Source organism: Sedimentitalea arenosa, from assembly GCF_016428585.1.
GTDB classification, from domain to species: domain Bacteria; phylum Pseudomonadota; class Alphaproteobacteria; order Rhodobacterales; family Rhodobacteraceae; genus Sedimentitalea; species Sedimentitalea arenosa.
The window spans coordinates 68,449-85,951 of record NZ_JAELVR010000010.1 but is presented as its reverse complement, the minus strand read 5'-3'; the positions used below and the strand labels follow the sequence as shown (position 1 = coordinate 85,951).

General features: G+C 60.0%; 11 protein-coding genes, 4 tRNA genes and 3 rRNA genes. 12 read left to right on the top strand and 6 right to left on the bottom strand.

Features of this window, described 5'->3' with window-relative positions; all coding sequences use genetic code 11:
* Positions 1 to 16: 16 nt before the first annotated feature.
* Positions 17 to 91, bottom strand: a tRNA-Val gene (locus JF290_RS14765).
* A 149-nt stretch (positions 92 to 240) separates the two neighbouring features.
* Here JF290_RS14765 and JF290_RS14760 point away from each other — a divergent pair.
* On the top strand, positions 241 to 1,101 hold the full coding sequence (locus JF290_RS14760) for an N-formylglutamate amidohydrolase (RefSeq protein WP_199025660.1): 861 nt from the start codon (positions 241 to 243) through the stop codon (positions 1,099 to 1,101).
* Positions 1,102 to 1,103: 2 nt separating this feature from the next.
* On the opposite strand, the gene JF290_RS14755 is transcribed toward JF290_RS14760, so the two are convergent.
* Positions 1,104 to 2,372, bottom strand: coding sequence for a DNA polymerase IV (locus JF290_RS14755; protein ID WP_199025659.1), 1,269 nt, complete (start codon positions 2,370 to 2,372; stop codon positions 1,104 to 1,106).
* Between the two features lie 106 nt (positions 2,373 to 2,478).
* Here JF290_RS14755 and JF290_RS14750 point away from each other — a divergent pair, with 106 nt between their 5' ends.
* Entirely contained in the window at positions 2,479 to 2,883 is a 405-nt protein-coding gene (locus tag JF290_RS14750) for an NUDIX hydrolase (RefSeq protein WP_199025785.1), read from the top strand.
* A 186-nt stretch (positions 2,884 to 3,069) separates the two neighbouring features.
* Here the strand turns inward: JF290_RS14750 and pyrF are convergent, their stop codons facing one another.
* Positions 3,070 to 3,765, bottom strand: coding sequence for an orotidine-5'-phosphate decarboxylase (gene pyrF, locus JF290_RS14745; RefSeq protein ID WP_199025658.1), 696 nt, complete (start codon positions 3,763 to 3,765; stop codon positions 3,070 to 3,072).
* A 200-nt stretch (positions 3,766 to 3,965) separates the two neighbouring features.
* Here pyrF and clpB point away from each other — a divergent pair, with 200 nt between their 5' ends.
* Complete coding sequence (clpB, locus tag JF290_RS14740; protein WP_199025657.1) at positions 3,966 to 6,584, top strand: ATP-dependent chaperone ClpB; 2,619 nt, start codon at positions 3,966 to 3,968, stop codon at positions 6,582 to 6,584.
* Between the two features lie 60 nt (positions 6,585 to 6,644).
* On the opposite strand, the gene JF290_RS14735 is transcribed toward clpB, so the two are convergent.
* The 3 genes from JF290_RS14735 to JF290_RS14725 all read right to left on the bottom strand — a co-directional run bounded on the left by JF290_RS14735 (position 6,645) and on the right by JF290_RS14725 (position 8,744).
* On the bottom strand, positions 6,645 to 7,463 hold the full coding sequence (locus JF290_RS14735) for a calcium-binding protein (RefSeq protein ID WP_199025656.1): 819 nt from the start codon (positions 7,461 to 7,463) through the stop codon (positions 6,645 to 6,647).
* Between the two features lie 188 nt (positions 7,464 to 7,651).
* A complete protein-coding gene (locus JF290_RS14730; RefSeq protein ID WP_199025655.1) occupies positions 7,652 to 8,122 on the bottom strand; it encodes a fasciclin domain-containing protein in 471 nt (156 codons plus the stop codon).
* A gap of 178 nt (positions 8,123 to 8,300) precedes the next feature.
* Positions 8,301 to 8,744 carry a DUF302 domain-containing protein gene (locus JF290_RS14725; protein ID WP_199025654.1) on the bottom strand — a complete coding sequence of 148 codons (444 nt, stop codon included), beginning with the start codon at positions 8,742 to 8,744 and terminating at the stop codon, positions 8,301 to 8,303.
* Positions 8,745 to 8,955: 211 nt separating this feature from the next.
* Between JF290_RS14725 and msrP the strand changes: the two genes are divergently transcribed.
* The 9 genes from msrP (at position 8,956) to JF290_RS14680 (ending at position 17,482) form a co-directional block, all read left to right on the top strand.
* Complete coding sequence (msrP, locus tag JF290_RS14720; protein WP_199025653.1) at positions 8,956 to 9,858, top strand: protein-methionine-sulfoxide reductase catalytic subunit MsrP; 903 nt, start codon at positions 8,956 to 8,958, stop codon at positions 9,856 to 9,858.
* Between the two features lies 1 nt (position 9,859).
* Positions 9,860 to 10,555, top strand: coding sequence for a protein-methionine-sulfoxide reductase heme-binding subunit MsrQ (gene msrQ, locus JF290_RS14715; RefSeq protein ID WP_199025652.1), 696 nt, complete (start codon positions 9,860 to 9,862; stop codon positions 10,553 to 10,555).
* A 643-nt stretch (positions 10,556 to 11,198) separates the two neighbouring features.
* Positions 11,199 to 12,664: ribosomal RNA gene (locus JF290_RS14710) — 16S ribosomal RNA — on the top strand.
* Positions 12,665 to 12,804: 140 nt separating this feature from the next.
* Positions 12,805 to 12,881: transfer RNA gene (locus JF290_RS14705), tRNA-Ile, on the top strand.
* Positions 12,882 to 12,888: 7 nt separating this feature from the next.
* Positions 12,889 to 12,964: transfer RNA gene (locus JF290_RS14700), tRNA-Ala, on the top strand.
* A gap of 366 nt (positions 12,965 to 13,330) precedes the next feature.
* A 23S ribosomal RNA gene (locus tag JF290_RS14695) occupies positions 13,331 to 16,155 on the top strand.
* A 98-nt stretch (positions 16,156 to 16,253) separates the two neighbouring features.
* Positions 16,254 to 16,368: ribosomal RNA gene (gene rrf / locus JF290_RS14690) — 5S ribosomal RNA — on the top strand.
* Together the 16S, 23S and 5S rRNA genes with 3 tRNA genes alongside form the textbook arrangement of a ribosomal RNA operon.
* Positions 16,369 to 16,439: 71 nt before the next feature.
* Positions 16,440 to 16,516: transfer RNA gene (locus JF290_RS14685), tRNA-Met, on the top strand.
* Between the two features lie 243 nt (positions 16,517 to 16,759).
* On the top strand, positions 16,760 to 17,482 hold the full coding sequence (locus JF290_RS14680) for a hypothetical protein (protein ID WP_199025651.1): 723 nt from the start codon (positions 16,760 to 16,762) through the stop codon (positions 17,480 to 17,482).
* Positions 17,483 to 17,503 lie beyond the last annotated feature (21 nt).

Here is a 17,503-nt window from a genome sequence, read left to right as displayed (position 1 = left end):
CGGAACAGTGAATTCATGGTGGGCACTACAAGGTTCGAACTTGTGACCCCTTCGATGTCAACGAAGTGCTCTACCGCTGAGCTAAGCGCCCATGAATCCCGACTTGCAATCCGTGCCCCAACAAAATGGGGCGCGGAATTCCGCGCCGGTAGCGGGGTCTATAAAAGGAGTCGTCAGAGGGATCAAGGGCTTTTGGCAATCATCAAAACCGGTCTATGTTGACTGCGGCGAGGAGATGCCATGTCGAAGCCCGTTTTCCATTTGATGCGTCCGGATCAGCTGATGTCCAGCGTGGTCTTCGCATCGCCGCATAGCGGTTGTGACTACCCGGAGGCGTTCGTGCGCGACAGCCTTCTGGACGGGCAGGCGATTCGCTCCTCGGAAGATGCCTTTGTGGATCTCTTGTTCGACGGCGCGCCCGAGTTCGGCGCACCCCTGCTGGCTGCGCGGGCGCCGCGCGCCTATGTCGATCTGAACCGCAGCCCGGATGAGCTCGACCCGGCGCTCATCCGGGGCGCGCGCCGGATCGGGCAGAATCCGCGGGTCGCCTCGGGGCTCGGGGTCATTCCGCGCGTCGTCGCCAACGGCCGGGCGATCTATGCCGGCAAGCTGCCGATGATCGAGGCCGAGCGGCGCCTGAAAGAGACCTGGTATCCCTACCACGAGGCGTTGCAATCCCTGCTGAACGCCGCCCATGCGCAGTTCGGCGAAGCCATTCTCATCGATTGCCACTCGATGCCGCACGAGGCGATGGACGGTGTCGCCCGCAGCCGCGGCCAGAGTCCCGAGATCGTTCTGGGCGATCGCTTCGGCGCCGCGGCGAGCGGCGAGATCGTCGACCGCATCGAGGCGGCCTTTGCCGGCGCCGGTCTGGTCGTCGCGCGCAACGCGCCCTTCGCCGGGGCCTACGTGACCCAGGCCTATGGGCGGCCGTCGCGGCGGCAGCATGCTATCCAGGTGGAGATCGACCGCGCCATCTACATGGACGAGAAGCGCATCGAGCCCAATGCGGGATTCGATCCCCTGCGCGCGCTATTGCGCAAGGTCACCGCGGAAATCGTGTCGATCGGGTTCGAGCAGATGCCGCTGGCGGCGGAGTAACCCTAGCGCAAGGCGCGCCCCTTCAGGATCGCGTCGGCCCCGAACCTGCGCCGGATGGCGTCGGTGGCGCGCTCGGCATTGCTGCGTCGCGCCGCGCCCGGATCGAGCAGATCGGCGGACTTGTCGGCCTCGGTTTCCGCGCAGAGCTCGGAAATGCCGCAGCCAAGCAGCCGGTAGGGGCCTTGGTTGCCGACCTGGTCGAACAGCGCGCGCGCGGTGCGATAGATCGTGTCCGCCATCTGAGTCGCGTCGCGCAGGGCTATCCTGCGGGTCAGGCTGCTGTGATCAGCGCGCTTGAGCTTGAGCGTGACGACCCGTCCGGCCAGTTGCCGCGCCTTGGCCCGGTCCGAGACCTTTTCGGCCATGCGCCACAGGTGCCCGTCCAGCAGATCGGGATCGGCGGTGTCCTCGTGAAAGGTGGTTTCGTTGCTGATCGACTTCACCGGTTCGTGCGCAGACACGCGGCGCTTGTCCTGCCCACGGGCGAGATGCCACAGCCGATCGCCCGACGCGCCGAACCGCGCCACCAGCGCCTGGCGGTCCCATCGCAGCAGATCGTCGAAAGTGCGGATGCCGGCCCGTTCGAGCGACGCCTGTGCGGCCGGCCCGATGCCCCAGATCAGGCTGACCGGCTTGTCACTGAGAAAGCGCGCGGTTTCGGCCTGACCGATCACCGAGAACCCGCGCGGCTTGTCGAGGTCGGAGGCGACCTTGGCCAGGAACTTGTTGTGGCTGAGCCCGATGGAGCCGGTGAGGCCCAGGTCGTCCTTCATCCGCTTGACCAGTCGCGCCAGCATGAAGGCCGGCGGGGCGCCGTGCAGCCGGGTCGTGCCGCCGAGATCGAGAAACGCCTCGTCAAGCGACAGGGGCTGAATCGCGGGGGTCAGTTCCTCCATCATCGCGCGGATCGCCTTGCTGGCCTCGACATAGGCCTCCATCCGGGGCTTGATGATGACCGCGTCGGGGCAGAGGTGCAGCGCCTTGAACATCGGCATGGCCGAGCGGACACCGCGAATGCGCGCCACGTAGCAGGCGGTGGACACCACGCCGCGCCGTCCGCCACCTATGATCACGGGCTTGTCCGCGAGCGACGGATCATCCCGCTTTTCGACCGAGGCATAGAAGGCGTCGCAATCCATGTGCGCGATCGAGAGATCGAACAGCTCCGGGTGCGACAGGACGCGCGGGCTGCCGCAGGAGGGGCAGCGCCGGGTCGACGTTTCGCCCATGGCGAGGCAGTCGCGACACAGCGTCGGGAGCGGATCGGGCATCGGTTCAGGTTTCCGGCTTAACCTATCGTGCATATATGACTGCAAGACTATCCCAACCGCGCCGCTTCGTCAGGCGCAAAGCGTTACGGACATGCGAGATCGGACAATGGAGTTTTCTGGCGCAAAGCTGGCCCTGTTCCTGGGGGACGATCTGCTGGTGATCCGGTGCGATGACCGGCCCGACATCCCGTGGCCGGACCATTGGGATCTGCCCGGTGGCGGCTGCGAGGGCGACGAGAGCCCGCAGCAATGCGCCCTTCGCGAGACGTGGGAAGAAGTCGGCCTGTCGCTTCGCCCCGACGATATCGTCTGGTCCAACAGCTATCGCCGACCGCACGGGATCGTCTGGTTCTTCGCGGCACACCGGCCGGCCGGATTGAGCCGCCTGATCCGCTTCGGGTCTGAAGGGCAATGTTGGCAGCTGATGCGCCCGACCGAGTATTGCGACCATCCGATGGCCGTTCCGCATTTCGCGTCGCAGCTTCGCCTCTACCTGGCGAAGGCGGCCTGATCATGGGTGCCGGATGGAAAGACCCCCCGCTGCTGGGCGGGGGGAGGTAACGAACCACAGGAAGAGAAGGTCCGTTGGGGAGTATCTCATGACCTAGGGTCACCCAAAACGCGAAATTCGCATAGTCCGGAATACCTGACCCTCAAAATACACGTTAAAGATGTGCTTTTCAGGGCACAGGGCGGCTCAGCCCTTTGGCAGGCTGTCGAGGATCGCTTGCGCGGCGGCGCGCGGATCGTCGGCTTTCCAGATCGGGCGGCCGACGACGATATGGTCGGCCCCGTCCGAAATCGCCGCCGCCGGGGTCGCCACGCGCTTCTGGTCGCCAAGGTCGGCGCCGGCGGGGCGTACACCGGGCGTCACGATCAGGCGGCCCTTCGCTTCGGGCATGGCGCGGATCATGGCGGCCTCGCGCGGGCTGGCGATGACCCCGTCGGCCCCGGCGTCGAGTGCACGGCCGGCGCGCTCCTGCACGACGTCCGGGATCGAGCCCGCCTTGATCATGCTGTCGTCGAGGTCGCCGCGGTCCAGCGATGTGAGGATCGTCACCCCGAGGATCCTGAGCCCGCTGCCCGACGCGCCCTCCTTGGCGGCGCGCACCACGTGCGGATCGCCATGAACCGTCAGGAAGTCGAGGTCGAACTGCGCAAGGCCGCGCACCGCGGCCTCGACCGTCGCCCCGATGTCGAACAGCTTCATGTCCAGAAAGATGCGCTTGCCATGATCCTGCTTCAGCTCGTTGGCCAGCGCCAGTCCGCCGCCTGTCAGCATCCCGAGGCCGATCTTGTAGAAGCCGACGCTGTCGCCGAGCTGCTGAGCGATCTCGAGCCCGTTGAGGGCGTTGGGGACGTCGAGGGCGACGATCAGGCGGTCATCGGGCATGGGAGCTTCCTTCTGGGCTGGGGTCGCGCTTCAGTAAACGGTCGTGCCCCGGCTTGTCCATGTCTGACAATTCTAGCCAAAAAGCGCGGCGCGGGGCTTGAACCGGGCAATGAATTCCCCAGATTGAATGCGAGGCCCTATCGCTCACGTGCTGCATCGCAGGCGTCGCAATTTCAGGGCGCTTGATAAAGGAGACAGGAATGGACTTGAACAAGTTCACCGAGCGGGCACGCGGGTTCGTGCAGGCCGCTCAGACGATTGCAATGCGCGAAGGCCACCAGAGGCTGACGCCGGAACACCTTCTCAAGGCATTGATGGATGACGACCAGGGGCTAGCGAGCAACCTGATCGCGCGCGCCGGCGGTGCGCCCGAACGCGTCAGCGAAGCGGTGGACATCGCCGTGTCGAAGATCCCGCAGGTCAGCGGTGACGCCGGCCAGATCTACATGGACAGCGCCACGGGCAAGGTCCTGGCCGAGGCCGAGGCGATCGCCAGCAAGGCGGGCGACAGTTTCGTTCCGGTCGAACGGCTGCTGATGGCGCTGTGCATGGTGAAATCCAAGGCGAAAGAGGCGCTCGAAGCAGGCGCGGTCAGCGCGCAGAAGCTGAACGAGGCGATCAACGATATCCGCAAGGGCCGTACCGCCGACAGCGCGACCGCCGAGGAAGGTTATGACGCGCTGAAGAAATACGCGCGTGATCTGACCGAAGCGGCGCGCGAGGGCAAGATCGATCCGATCATCGGGCGCGACGAGGAAATCCGTCGCGCGATGCAGGTGTTGAGCCGCCGCACCAAGAACAACCCGGTGCTGATCGGTGAACCCGGCGTCGGCAAGACCGCGATCGCGGAAGGCCTGGCCCTTCGGATCGTGAACGGCGACGTGCCCGAATCCCTGCGTGACAAGCAGTTGCTGGCGCTGGACATGGGCGCGCTGATCGCCGGCGCGAAGTATCGCGGCGAGTTCGAGGAACGCCTGAAGGCGGTTTTGACCGAGGTCACCGAGGCCGCGGGCGAGATCATCCTGTTCATCGACGAGATGCACACGCTGGTCGGTGCGGGCAAGTCAGATGGCGCGATGGACGCGGCCAACCTGATCAAGCCGGCGCTGGCGCGGGGTGAATTGCACTGTGTCGGTGCGACCACTCTGGACGAATACCGCAAGTATGTCGAAAAGGATGCGGCGCTGGCCCGTCGCTTCCAGCCGGTGATGGTGAGCGAGCCGACGGTCGAGGACACGATTTCGATCCTGCGCGGCATCAAGGAAAAATACGAGTTGCACCATGGTGTGCGTATTTCCGACAGCGCGCTGGTGGCGGCGGCGACTCTTTCGCACCGTTATATCACCGACAGGTTCCTGCCCGACAAGGCGATCGACCTCATGGACGAGGCGGCGAGTCGTCTGCGCATGGAAGTCGACAGCAAGCCGGAAGAGCTGGACCAGCTGGACCGCCAGATCCTGCAATTACAGATCGAGGAGGAAGCGCTGAAGCTCGAGGATGATGCGGCGTCACGCGACCGGCTGGAAACGTTGCAGAAGGATCTTGCGGACCTGCAGGAGAAATCGTCCCAGATGACCGCGCAATGGCAGGCCGAGCGTGACAAGCTGGCCGGGGCGCGCGAGCTCAAGGAACAGCTGGACCACGCCCGGGCCGAGCTCGACATTGCCAAGCGGCAGGGCAACCTGGCGAAAGCGGGGGAGCTATCCTATGGCGTTATTCCCGAGCTCGAGAAGAAGCTGGCCCAGGCCGAGACGCAGGGCGAGGACGGCGTCATGGTCGAAGAGGCCGTGCGCCCGGAACAGATCGCCGAGGTCGTCGAGCGCTGGACCGGTATTCCGACCTCCAAGATGCTGGAAGGCGAGCGCGAGAAGCTTCTGCGAATGGAAGATGACCTGCATCGTCGCGTGATCGGCCAAGACAGTGCCGTGCGCGCCGTCTCCAATGCCGTGCGCCGCGCACGGGCCGGACTGAACGACGAGGCGCGTCCGCTTGGCAGCTTCCTCTTCCTCGGACCGACCGGTGTCGGCAAGACCGAGCTGACCAAGGCCGTGGCCGAGTTCCTGTTCGACGACGAGAACGCGATGACCCGCGTCGACATGTCGGAGTTCATGGAAAAGCACAGTGTCGCCCGCCTGATCGGCGCGCCTCCAGGCTATGTCGGGTATGACGAGGGCGGGGTGCTGACCGAAGCAATCCGGCGTCGTCCCTACCAGGTGATCCTGTTCGACGAGGTCGAGAAAGCCCACCCGGACGTGTTCAACGTGCTTCTGCAGGTTCTCGACGATGGTGTCCTGACCGATGGCCAGGGCCGCACGGTCGACTTCAAGCAGACGCTGATCGTCCTGACCAGCAACCTCGGTGCGCAGGCGCTCAGCCAGTTGCCGGACGGCGCCGATGCTTCGGATGCGCGGCGCGACGTGATGGACGCGGTTCGGGCGCATTTCCGTCCCGAGTTCCTGAACCGGCTGGACGAGACGATCATCTTCGATCGCCTGGCACGTTCGGACATGGACGGGATCGTCGATATCCAGCTTGCACGCCTCAAGAAGCGGCTGCTGGCGCGCAAGATCTCGCTGGAACTGGACGACGCCGCGCGGACATGGCTGGCCGACGAAGGGTACGACCCGGTGTTCGGTGCGCGCCCGTTGAAACGGGTCATCCAGCGTGCCTTGCAGAACCCGCTGGCCGAATTGCTGCTGTCTGGCGAGGTCAAGGATGGCGATACCATCCCGATCAGCGCCGGGGCCGACGGGTTGATCATCGGGGATCGGATCGCGGCGCGAAACCGGCCTGCCCCGGACGATGCCGTGCTGCACTGAGCGGCCCGCATAGCGTGGAAAACCAGAGGCCCGTCGCATATGCGGCGGGCCGTTTTCGTTTCAGACGAGCGCGAAAATGAAGTCCGAGGCGTCGAGATCGGACCAGAGCGTGTTGCGCAGTTCGACCTGGTTGTCGTCGTCCAGATGGATTGTGGCGTGGTTGCCCTCCTGGGACAGGCGCAGGTCGGCCGTTTCCCTGAGCCCGTAGTCCGACAGGTCGATCCGGTCGTCGCCATTGCCGAAGTCCAGAATCGTGTCGTGGCCGGAGTTCGCGCCGAACACGAAGGTGTCGGCCCCCGCGCCGCCTTTCAGGATATCGTTTCCGGTGCCACCGTCGAGGAGCGAGTCGCCCTGCGCGTCGATCACCCTGTCGTCGCCGGCGTCTCCGAAAAGGGTGTCGTCGCCCTTGTTGCCATGCAGGATGTCGTTTCCGTCGCCGCCGTGCAGGATGTCGTTGCCCTCGCCGCCCATCAGGCGATCGTCGCCATCATTTCCGAAGATCAGATCGTCATGCTTGTTGCCCTGGATCACGTCGTTTTGGGTGCCGCCGCGCAGGGTGTCGTCACCATTGCCGCCGAATAGCGAGTCCGACCCGCCTCCGCCCGCCAGGGTGTCCTGGCCGGCATCGCCGCGCAACGTATCGGCACCGCCGTTTCCGATGATGGTGTCGTCGCCGTCGCCGCCGTGAACGATGTCGGCACCGCCCAGACCGCGATAACTGTCATCGCCCTCCAGCAGGTCGATGGTGTCGGGGCCGTTGGTGCCTGTCAGCTCGTCGGCTCCCGAGGTCGCAACGGGCGCCACGGGTACGACAAGTGCTGCGGCTGCATCTTCGGGCTCGGGCAGTGGGGACAGGTCCAGGGGGCCTTCAAGGGACATCGGTCTGGTCTCCGGTCAGGAATAACAGTTCCTCTTCAGGGTAGGGCATCAATCCTAAGGAAACCTGTTCCTGCCGCGGCCGATTTGTGGCCGTTCGCTCGAGTTTTACGGGTCTGCCCGAGGGCGCGAACGAAAAGGACCGCCGGCTTTCGCCGACGGTCCACCTGGTCCGAAGTCCGAGGGAGGGCTTATTCGGGCAGGATCACCTTGTCGATCACGTGGATCACGCCGTTGTCCGCCTCGATGTCGGCTGTGGTCACGGTCGCGTCGTTGACCATGACGCCGTTGTCCAGATCGATGGTGATTTCGCCACCCTGTACGGTCGCGGCGGTCATGTCATCGGTCAGGTCGGTCGACATCACCTTGCCGGGAACGACGTGGTAGGTCAGCACGGCGACCAGCTGGTCCTTGTTCTCGGGTTTCAGCAGATCCTCGACCGTGCCGGCGGGCAGTGCCGCGAAGGCTTCATCCGTGGGAGCGAAGACGGTGAAAGGCCCTTCGCCCTTCAGGGTATCGACGAGGCCCGCGGCGGTGACGGCTGCGACGAGCGTTTCAAAGTTGCCTGCGCCAACGGCCGTGTCGACGATATCCGCTGCATGAGCGGCAGGGGCGGCGAGCAGGGCGGTGGCGGTCAGGGACAGTGCGAACTTGCGGATCATTGGTTAGACTTCCTTTTGCATTTCGACATTACCGTCGTTGGTAATGCGTCTGATACGGCAGGGATGCCCCGTCGGATCAGCGGGGGAATCCGCCGACGCCGATTGACAGGTCAGGCCGCCGCGCTAAGCGCCGGGCGCTCCGGACTTCCACTGAATTTCTTGTGATCCGCGGTGCAATCTAATCCAGTCCGAGGGCGTTGCGGGTGATCGAGTCGAGCAGCTCCTCGACCTCCTTCATCGCGCCTTCGGGCATGGTGCGATAACCGATCGTCACGGTCTCCGGCGTCTCGGCGTTCTGGGAGACGAATATCCCGTAGGGACAATAGCGGATGTTCGTCGGGTCGGCCTCCATCACCTTGCGTGACAGGGTGGCCGAGCAGAAGGTATAGACCTCGGCATGCGTGAACAGGACGACATCCGAGCCGACATCGGCACGGGTGCGTTCGAGCATCTCGCCGACATGGCTGACGTGGTCGATGACCAGGCCTTCATCGAGGATCGCGTTCTCGAGGCCGAAGATCACGTCGTCGAACTCCTGCTGCGTGTCGTATGTCACCATGTCCTGTGCCGCGGCGACCTGCGCGGCGCAGATCAGAAGGGCGGTGGCTGTCAGCATCTTCATGCGAAATCTCCTGTTGCTCTGCGTCCGGTGCAGCAAGGGCCAGACTGTCACGCAGCGGACGGCAAAACTTTGCGCCAAGTCAAACATATTCCGATAATGACATGGGAGTACGGCGTTACAAGGCCTTCGCCTAAACGTGAGCCAAAATGGTTTGGTGCTGCCGGGGGGGCCGCTTATGTCTTTCATCAGTGCAAGTAAGGAGTGTCCGGAAATGGCTTACCGCTGGAAGAACGACCTGACGATGTCCCAGGTGACTCCCTATGGTGCCTACCTGAATCGTCGCCAGCTGATGGCGGGGATCGCGGGCCTGGGTCTCGCCGGCCTTGCGCGACCGGCCGCAGCGTCGGCGGATCTGGAGCCGAACACTTGGGAAGAGATCACGACCTACAACAACTTCTATGAATTCGGGACGAACAAGGGCGACCCGGCGCGCTATGCCGGACAGATGACAACGGAGCCGTGGAGCATCACAATCGATGGCCTGGTAGATCGTCCGGGCACCTATGACTTTAACGACATCATGTCGGAGATGACGATCGAAGAGCGCATCTATCGCCTGCGCTGCGTCGAGGCGTGGTCGATGGTGGTGCCCTGGAACGGGTTCGAACTGGCCGACCTGCTGGAGATGGCGGGGGTTCAGGAGGAAGCGCGATACGTGGCGTTCGAGACCCTGCTGCGCCCAGAAGAGATGCCCGGCACCCGTCAGAACGTGATCGACTGGCCCTATGTCGAGGGCCTTCGGCTGGACGAGGCGTTGCATCCGTTGACGATCATGGCGACGGGGATCTACGGAAAGCCGATGCCCAATCAGAACGGCGCTCCCATTCGCCTGGTCGTGCCGTGGAAATACGGTTTCAAATCGATCAAGTCAGTGGTGCGTATCTCCCTGGTTCGTGACGAGCCTCCGACCAGTTGGAACAAGTACAGCGCGCGCGAGTACGGGTTTTACAGCAACGTGAACCCGAACGTGGATCATCCGCGCTGGAGCCAGGCCACAGAGCGTCGCATCGGCGGCGGTCTTCTGGCGCGGCGCGAACCGACGCTGATGTTCAACGGGTACGAGGACGAGGTCGCGGCGCTCTACGAGGGAATGGACCTCGCCAAGTATCACTGACATGTTCGTTGATCGCCTGAACGGCGCGATGCGCCGCGTGCCGGTCTGGCCGGTCTATGTCGTCGGCGCGCTGCCTCCGGGAATACTCCTATATATGGGCGCTACGGGCGCATTAGGCGTCGAGCCGATCAAGGCTTTGGAGCATGAACTGGGCGAGCTGGCGTTGAAGATGCTGTTGCTCGGGCTCGCGGTAACGCCGGTTCGGCGGTTCCTGGGCGTGAACCTGATGCGGTTCCGTCGCGCGATCGGGCTGATCACCTTCTATTATGTCCTGTGCCATCTGATGGTGTGGCTTGTTCTGGACGTGCAGATCGTCGGACAGATCTGGGCCGATATCGTCAAGCGTCCGTATATCACGGTCGGCATGGCGGCATTCGTCCTGATGGTGCCGTTGGCCGTGACCTCGAACGACTGGTCCGTCCGGCGGCTGGGGCCGACTTGGCGTACGCTGCACAAGGCGGTCTATGGAATCGCGATTCTGGGCGGGCTGCACTTCCTGATGCTGACAAAGGGCTTTCAGGTCGAACCGCTGGCCTACATGGCCGTGATTCTGGCGCTGCTGGCCCTGAGAGTCGCTCCGCGACGGCGCAAAGCGACCACCGGACGAGAAATTTCGGATGGAAAGACGGTGGATTCGCAGGAACCGGGCGAGTCGGAGCGGCGAGTCGGTCGGAATCGGGGCGGGCGACTCGTTTGAATCGGGGCGATTCACCGCCAAGTTGGGGATAGCTCTGTGGATAACGCAAGATTTGGTGTTAGCGCCCGATGCGAGTCGCCCCAGGAGCCGCAAAGTTTGGGCCCCACAACAGGCAAACTCACTTTGAGCCAGAAAAATCCTGAGCCGCAAGCTATTGTAAAAAAACGAAAAATAGAAAAATCCCAAAAAAAATGAGGTTTCTGTAAAAAAGGGCTTGCGGCCCCACCCCACTAACCGTAGAACCCCCCTCACCGGCGGCGCAGAGATGCACCAACGGGGCGCCAGACGGGCGGGACACACCGGAAACGGAGCGGACCGAAACGAGACGCAACGATAAAATCAGAGGTAAACGAGGCGGGGCGCGCCAGAAAAGATAGGGCGCATCTCATTCACTTTTGTCTCTACGCTCTTTGAAATTGATAGTATCTGAAGAGATATGTGGGCGGTTTGGTTCATTCGATGGATCAACCTTCTGTATATCGCGCTAGTAGGGGCAACCCGATGATCTAGTGTCAGCTTCACTGTTTGGACGGCTTTGCGTTACTTCGGTAACCTGAAGCACAACAAACAGAAACTGCCCCGGCTGAACACCGGGGCGATGTGCAGAGGTTCGAACGTCAAGGATAAGCTGGCAACAGCTTTTCAACTTGAGAGTTTGATCCTGGCTCAGAACGAACGCTGGCGGCAGGCCTAACACATGCAAGTCGAGCGCTCACTTCGGTGGGAGCGGCGGACGGGTTAGTAACGCGTGGGAACATACCCTTCTCTAAGGAATAGCCACTGGAAACGGTGAGTAATACCTTATACGCCCTTCGGGGGAAAGATTTATCGGAGATGGATTGGCCCGCGTTAGATTAGATAGTTGGTGGGGTAATGGCCTACCAAGTCTACGATCTATAGCTGGTTTTAGAGGATGATCAGCAACACTGGGACTGAGACACGGCCCAGACTCCTACGGGAGGCAGCAGTGGGGAATCTTAGACAATGGGCGAAAGCCTGATCTAGCCATGCCGCGTGAGTGACGAAGGCCTTAGGGTCGTAAAGCTCTTTCGCCAGGGATGATAATGACAGTACCTGGTAAAGAAACCCCGGCTAACTCCGTGCCAGCAGCCGCGGTAATACGGAGGGGGTTAGCGTTGTTCGGAATTACTGGGCGTAAAGCGCGCGTAGGCGGATCAGAAAGTTGGGGGTGAAATCCCAGGGCTCAACCCTGGAACTGCCTCCAAAACTCCTGGTCTTGAGTTCGAGAGAGGTGAGTGGAATTCCGAGTGTAGAGGTGAAATTCGTAGATATTCGGAGGAACACCAGTGGCGAAGGCGGCTCACTGGCTCGATACTGACGCTGAGGTGCGAAAGTGTGGGGAGCAAACAGGATTAGATACCCTGGTAGTCCACACCGTAAACGATGAATGCCAGACGTCGGGCAGTATACTGTTCGGTGTCACACCTAACGGATTAAGCATTCCGCCTGGGGAGTACGGTCGCAAGATTAAAACTCAAAGGAATTGACGGGGGCCCGCACAAGCGGTGGAGCATGTGGTTTAATTCGAAGCAACGCGCAGAACCTTACCAACCCTTGACATCCTGTGCTACATCCAGAGATGGATGGTTTCCTTCGGGGACGCAGTGACAGGTGCTGCATGGCTGTCGTCAGCTCGTGTCGTGAGATGTTCGGTTAAGTCCGGCAACGAGCGCAACCCACATCTTTAGTTGCCAGCAGTTCGGCTGGGCACTCTAAAGAAACTGCCCGTGATAAGCGGGAGGAAGGTGTGGATGACGTCAAGTCCTCATGGCCCTTACGGGTTGGGCTACACACGTGCTACAATGGTAGTGACAATGGGTTAATCCCAAAAAGCTATCTCAGTTCGGATTGGGGTCTGCAACTCGACCCCATGAAGTCGGAATCGCTAGTAATCGCGTAACAGCATGACGCGGTGAATACGTTCCCGGGCCTTGTACACACCGCCCGTCACACCATGGGAGTTGGGTTCACCCGAAGGCCGTGCGCCAACCTCTTCGGAGGGGGCAGCGGACCACGGTGAGCTCAGCGACTGGGGTGAAGTCGTAACAAGGTAGCCGTAGGGGAACCTGCGGCTGGATCACCTCCTTTCTAAGGATGATCCTAGTCAGACAAGCTTGCTTGTCTCGTGGATCACTTAGCAGAAGATCGGCAAACAAAGCCGGTCAACATCGGACCGGACCGTCCTCATATCTCTTCAGACAGTAATCACAGACCTACCGGTCTGTCTTGGGTCGGTAGCTCAGGTGGTTAGAGCGCACGCCTGATAAGCGTGAGGTCGGAGGTTCAAGTCCTCCTCGACCCACCATCAATTTGGGGCCTTAGCTCAGCTGGGAGAGCGCCTGATTTGCATTCAGGAGGTCAGGAGTTCGATCCTCCTAGGCTCCACCAAAACCCGCGACGATTTGACCGTTAAGCACTTAAGAGTGTTTAACCGTCCAATCGGACGAATTGACATCGTATAGAGAGATACAAATATCAACACTGTTTGATCGCCACGAGTAGGTGGATGATCTCAGTTCGGTGCCCTTCGGGGCAAGCGTTTGACGCGGTTGTTTCCTCGACCGCCCAGGCGTGTGCCGGCTGAAACGAACAGAGTTGTCCAAGTCAAGTACACTAACCCGGTCCAGCGCAAGTTGGACCAATGTCTGGCGCAAGCTAGGCGGGAAAAGTATGCTTTTGGTTCAGAATAAGGATGGCAGTTTCTTACCAGCTTCTGCTGTCGCGATCGACGCAAGTCTTTCTTTTTCTGGATCAAATCAAGCGCGAAAAGGGCGTTTGGTGAATGCCTTGGCAGTAAGAGGCGATGAAAGACGTGATACTCTGCGATAAGCTATGGGGAGCTGAGAATAAGCTTTGATCCATGGATTTCTGAATGGGGCAACCCACCTGACAGTTTGTTATTGTTGCGCAAGCACTCAATAACCGGCTGAACCAGGTATTTATAACCTGAATACATAGGGTTATAAAGGCAAACCCGGGGAACTGAAACATCTAAGTACCCGGAGGAAAGGACATCAATTGATACTCCCCTAGTAGCGGCGAGCGAACGGGGACCAGCCGAGCCATGAGTGTGACTGGAACAGACTGGAAAGTCTGGCCATAGTGGGTGACAGCCCCGTACAGGAAGCATGATTGGACGTATTAAGTAGGGCGGAACACGTGAAATTCTGTCTGAAGATCGGAGGACCACCTTCGAAGGCTAAGTACTCCTTACTGACCGATAGCGAACCAGTACCGTGAGGGAAAGGTGAAAAGCACCCCGACGAGGGGAGTGAAACAGTACCTGAAACCGAACGCCTACAATCAGTCGGAGCTTCCTTGCGAAGTGACGGCGTACCTTTTGTATAATGGGTCATCGACTTGGTCTCACGTGCAAGCTTAAGCCGTTAGGTGTAGGCGCAGCGAAAGCGAGTCTTAATAGGGCGTCGAGTTCGTGGGATCAGACCCGAAACCGAGTGATCTAGGCATGACCAGGCTGAAGGTAAGGTAACACTTACTGGAGGGCCGAACCCACACCTGTTGAAAAAGGTCGGGATGAGTTGTGCCTAGGGGTGAAAGGCCAATCAAACTCGGAGATAGCTGGTTCTCTGCGAAATCTATTTAGGTAGAGCGTCATCCGAATACCCTCGGGGGTAGAGCACTGGATGGGTAATGGGGCCCCACAGGCTTACTGATCCTAACCAAACTCCGAATACCGAGGAGTACTAGATGGCAGACACACTGCGGATGCTAACGTCCGTAGTGGAGAGGGAAACAACCCTGACCTCCAGCTAAGGCCCCTAATTCATGGCTAAGTGGGAAAGCAGGTGGGACGACCAAAACAACCAGGAGGTTGGCTTAGAAGCAGCCATCCTTTAAAGATAGCGTAACAGCTCACTGGTCTAATCAAGTTGTCCTGCGGCGAAGATGTAACGGGGCTCAAGCCATGAGCCGAAGCTGAGGATGCCGTAAGGCATGGTAGCAGAGCGTAGTGTGACATAGTTCCATGTGTCCTTACCTTCTTCGGAAGGATTGGACACAAGGAGCTTTCTGTGAAGCCGGCGCGTGAGCGATCCGGTGGAGAGATCACTAGCGAGAATGATGACATGAGTAGCGACAAAGAGTGTGAGAGACACTCTCGCCGAAAGTCCAAGGGTTCCTGCTTAAAGCTAATCTGAGCAGGGTAAGCCGACCCCTAAGGCGAGGCCGAAAGGCGTAGTCGATGGGAATCAGGTTAATATTCCTGAGCCAGGAGGATGTGACGGATCATGAAGGTTGTTTGCCCTTATCGGATTGGGCAGGCCGCTGATTGGTTCCTGGAAATAGCCCTCCATGAGATCGTACCCTAAACCGACACAGGTGGACTGGTAGAGAATACCAAGGCGCTTGAGAGAACGATGTTGAAGGAACTCGGCAAAATACCTCCGTAAGTTCGCGAGAAGGAGGCCCAGTTTCTACGCAAGTATTGGCTGGGGGCACAAACCAGGGGGTGGCGACTGTTTATTAAAAACACAGGGCTCTGCGAAGTCGCAAGACGACGTATAGGGTCTGACGCCTGCCCGGTGCCTGAAGGTTAAAAGGAGGGGTGAGAGCTCTGAATTGAAGCCCAGGTAAACGGCGGCCGTAACTATAACGGTCCTAAGGTAGCGAAATTCCTTGTCGGGTAAGTTCCGACCTGCACGAATGGCGTAACGACTTCCCCGCTGTCTCCAACATCGACTCAGCGAAATTGAATTACCTGTCAAGATGCAGGTTTCCCGCGGTTAGACGGAAAGACCCCGTGCACCTTTACTACAGCTTCGCACTGGCATCAGGATTGTGATGTGCAGGATAGGTGGTAGGCTTTGAAACCGTGACGCCAGTCGCGGTGGAGCCTTCCTTGAGATACCACCCTTCGCACTCTTGATGTCTAACCGCGGTCCGTTATCCGGATCCGGGACCCTGCGTGGCGGGTAGTTTGACTGGGGCGGTCGCCTCCTAAAGCGTAACGGAGGCGCGCGAAGGTTGGCTCAGAGCGGTCGGAAATCGCTCGTTGAGTGCAATGGCAGAAGCCAGCCTGACTGCGAGACTGACAAGTCGAGCAGAGTCGAAAGACGGCCATAGTGATCCGGTGGTCCCGAGTGGAAGGGCCATCGCTCAACGGATAAAAGGTACGCCGGGGATAACAGGCTGATACTGCCCAAGAGTCCATATCGACGGCAGTGTTTGGCACCTCGATGTCGGCTCATCTCATCCTGGGGCTGGAGCAGGTCCCAAGGGTACGGCTGTTCGCCGTTTAAAGAGGTACGTGAGCTGGGTTTAGAACGTCGTGAGACAGTTCGGTCCCTATCTGCCGTGGGTGTAGGATACTTGAGAGGAGTTGCCCCTAGTACGAGAGGACCGGGGTGAACGATCCACTGGTGGACCTGTTGTTGCGCCAGCAGCAGTGCAGGGTAGCTATGATCGGACAGGATAACCGCTGAAGGCATCTAAGCGGGAAGCCCCCCTCAAAACAAGGTATCCCTGAGAGCCGTGGTAGACCACCACGTCGATAGGCCGGAGATGTAAGTGCAGCAATGCATTCAGTTGACCGGTACTAATTGCTCGATAGGCTTGATTTGATCCAGTAGAAGACAGACTTCTATGGTCAAAAGCATACACTTCAAGTGTAGTGGCTTGGTCACCGTTGAAACGCGGTGAAAACAGAGGATTTTTTCGGTTTGGTGGTCATAGCGCAAGCAAAACACCCGGTCCCATCCCGAACCCGGCAGTTAAGTGCTGTAGCGCCGATGGTACTGCGTCTCAAGACGTGGGAGAGTAGGTCACTGCCAAACCTAAAAAGTCCTCTGTCGTATCTCTCTTTCGATGCTCCCTGACCAAATATCGAACAGGGAAGCGCAATTGGCGCGGGATGGAGCAGCCCGGTAGCTCGTCAGGCTCATAACCTGAAGGTCGTAGGTTCAAATCCTACTCCCGCAACCAAATTAATACGCTAAATCAAACGCTTAAAGCCCGATCTAATCAGTCGGGCTTTTGCTTGTGCAGTTTACATCAACGCCACATCAACACTGGACCAGAAAAACCGCACCAGCACGCACAAGCGGGGATTCGCAGTCAACGGCGTGCATCAAACGCGATGCTTGCTGATCGAAAAGTGGATATGGAAACGCACCCCTTACCGGATAGAGCCTGGCTCCGCAGAATAACCCGTGGCAGCATCACGCCTTGATCACCTTTCGCCTCCTGTCCGATGACCATCCGGACCTTGCGCACTCACCGCTTCTGCGAGCGGCATTGCTGACGCTGCAGTACACCCGGGACCATGGGGCCATCGGGTTGACCCAAACCAAGGCATTCAAGCGCGCCTTCGTCCATTGGGCGGTGGAACACTTCGACTGGCCCGGCTCAAGCGCGGAGGAAATGTTCCGCTACAACAAGGTCATCAATGAGTATGAGTTCCCGCCGCTCGAGGTGCTGCACTACCTGTTGATCACCCTGCGCCTCGCGCGGCACTTCAAAGGCGAGTTCCGCCTGACAAAGCGCGGTGCAGAGATGGCACAGGCTCCGGGGAAGTTGTTTGCTGAACTCATCCCGTTCTACGTCCTACAGATCGATCATGCGTCCTACGCCCGCTTTGAAGAGCGCCCCTTCGGCAAATGGGATGTCTGGATGAATGTCATCAACGTTGAGGCCGATCACGGCACCACCGAGCGGGCGCTGTTTGAGGCATTTTATGGCGAGGAACATGATTGGGACAATGACGGATGGCGCGAAATGGCCGCGTTCTCCTCCTGCGTCTTGCGCCCACTTGAATGGGCCGGGATGCTTGTGCAGACCCATGAAGAACGCGGGGCCAAATATGTGCACCACGTCTTCAAGACCCCGCTCTGGCGCAGCACTTTGATGTTGGATACCGACGACATGTTGCGGCCGGTTTCCGTTCAGTAAGCATTCGGCGAGAGCGGACCT

What these genes read in the sequence shown, in the direction of transcription:
- JF290_RS14760 (WP_199025660.1), top strand. Translation starts at nt 241, where the DNA reads ATGTCGAAGCCCGTTTTCCATTTGATGCGTCCGGATCAGCTGATGTCC.
- JF290_RS14755 (WP_199025659.1), bottom strand. Translation starts at nt 2,372, where the DNA reads ATGCCCGATCCGCTCCCGACGCTGTGTCGCGACTGCCTCGCCATGGGC.
- JF290_RS14750 (WP_199025785.1), top strand. Translation starts at nt 2,479, where the DNA reads ATGGAGTTTTCTGGCGCAAAGCTGGCCCTGTTCCTGGGGGACGATCTG.
- pyrF (WP_199025658.1), bottom strand. Translation starts at nt 3,765, where the DNA reads ATGCCCGATGACCGCCTGATCGTCGCCCTCGACGTCCCCAACGCCCTC.
- clpB (WP_199025657.1), top strand. Translation starts at nt 3,966, where the DNA reads ATGGACTTGAACAAGTTCACCGAGCGGGCACGCGGGTTCGTGCAGGCC.
- JF290_RS14735 (WP_199025656.1), bottom strand. Translation starts at nt 7,463, where the DNA reads ATGTCCCTTGAAGGCCCCCTGGACCTGTCCCCACTGCCCGAGCCCGAA.
- JF290_RS14730 (WP_199025655.1), bottom strand. Translation starts at nt 8,122, where the DNA reads ATGATCCGCAAGTTCGCACTGTCCCTGACCGCCACCGCCCTGCTCGCC.
- JF290_RS14725 (WP_199025654.1), bottom strand. Translation starts at nt 8,744, where the DNA reads ATGAAGATGCTGACAGCCACCGCCCTTCTGATCTGCGCCGCGCAGGTC.
- msrP (WP_199025653.1), top strand. Translation starts at nt 8,956, where the DNA reads ATGGCTTACCGCTGGAAGAACGACCTGACGATGTCCCAGGTGACTCCC.
- msrQ (WP_199025652.1), top strand. Translation starts at nt 9,860, where the DNA reads ATGTTCGTTGATCGCCTGAACGGCGCGATGCGCCGCGTGCCGGTCTGG.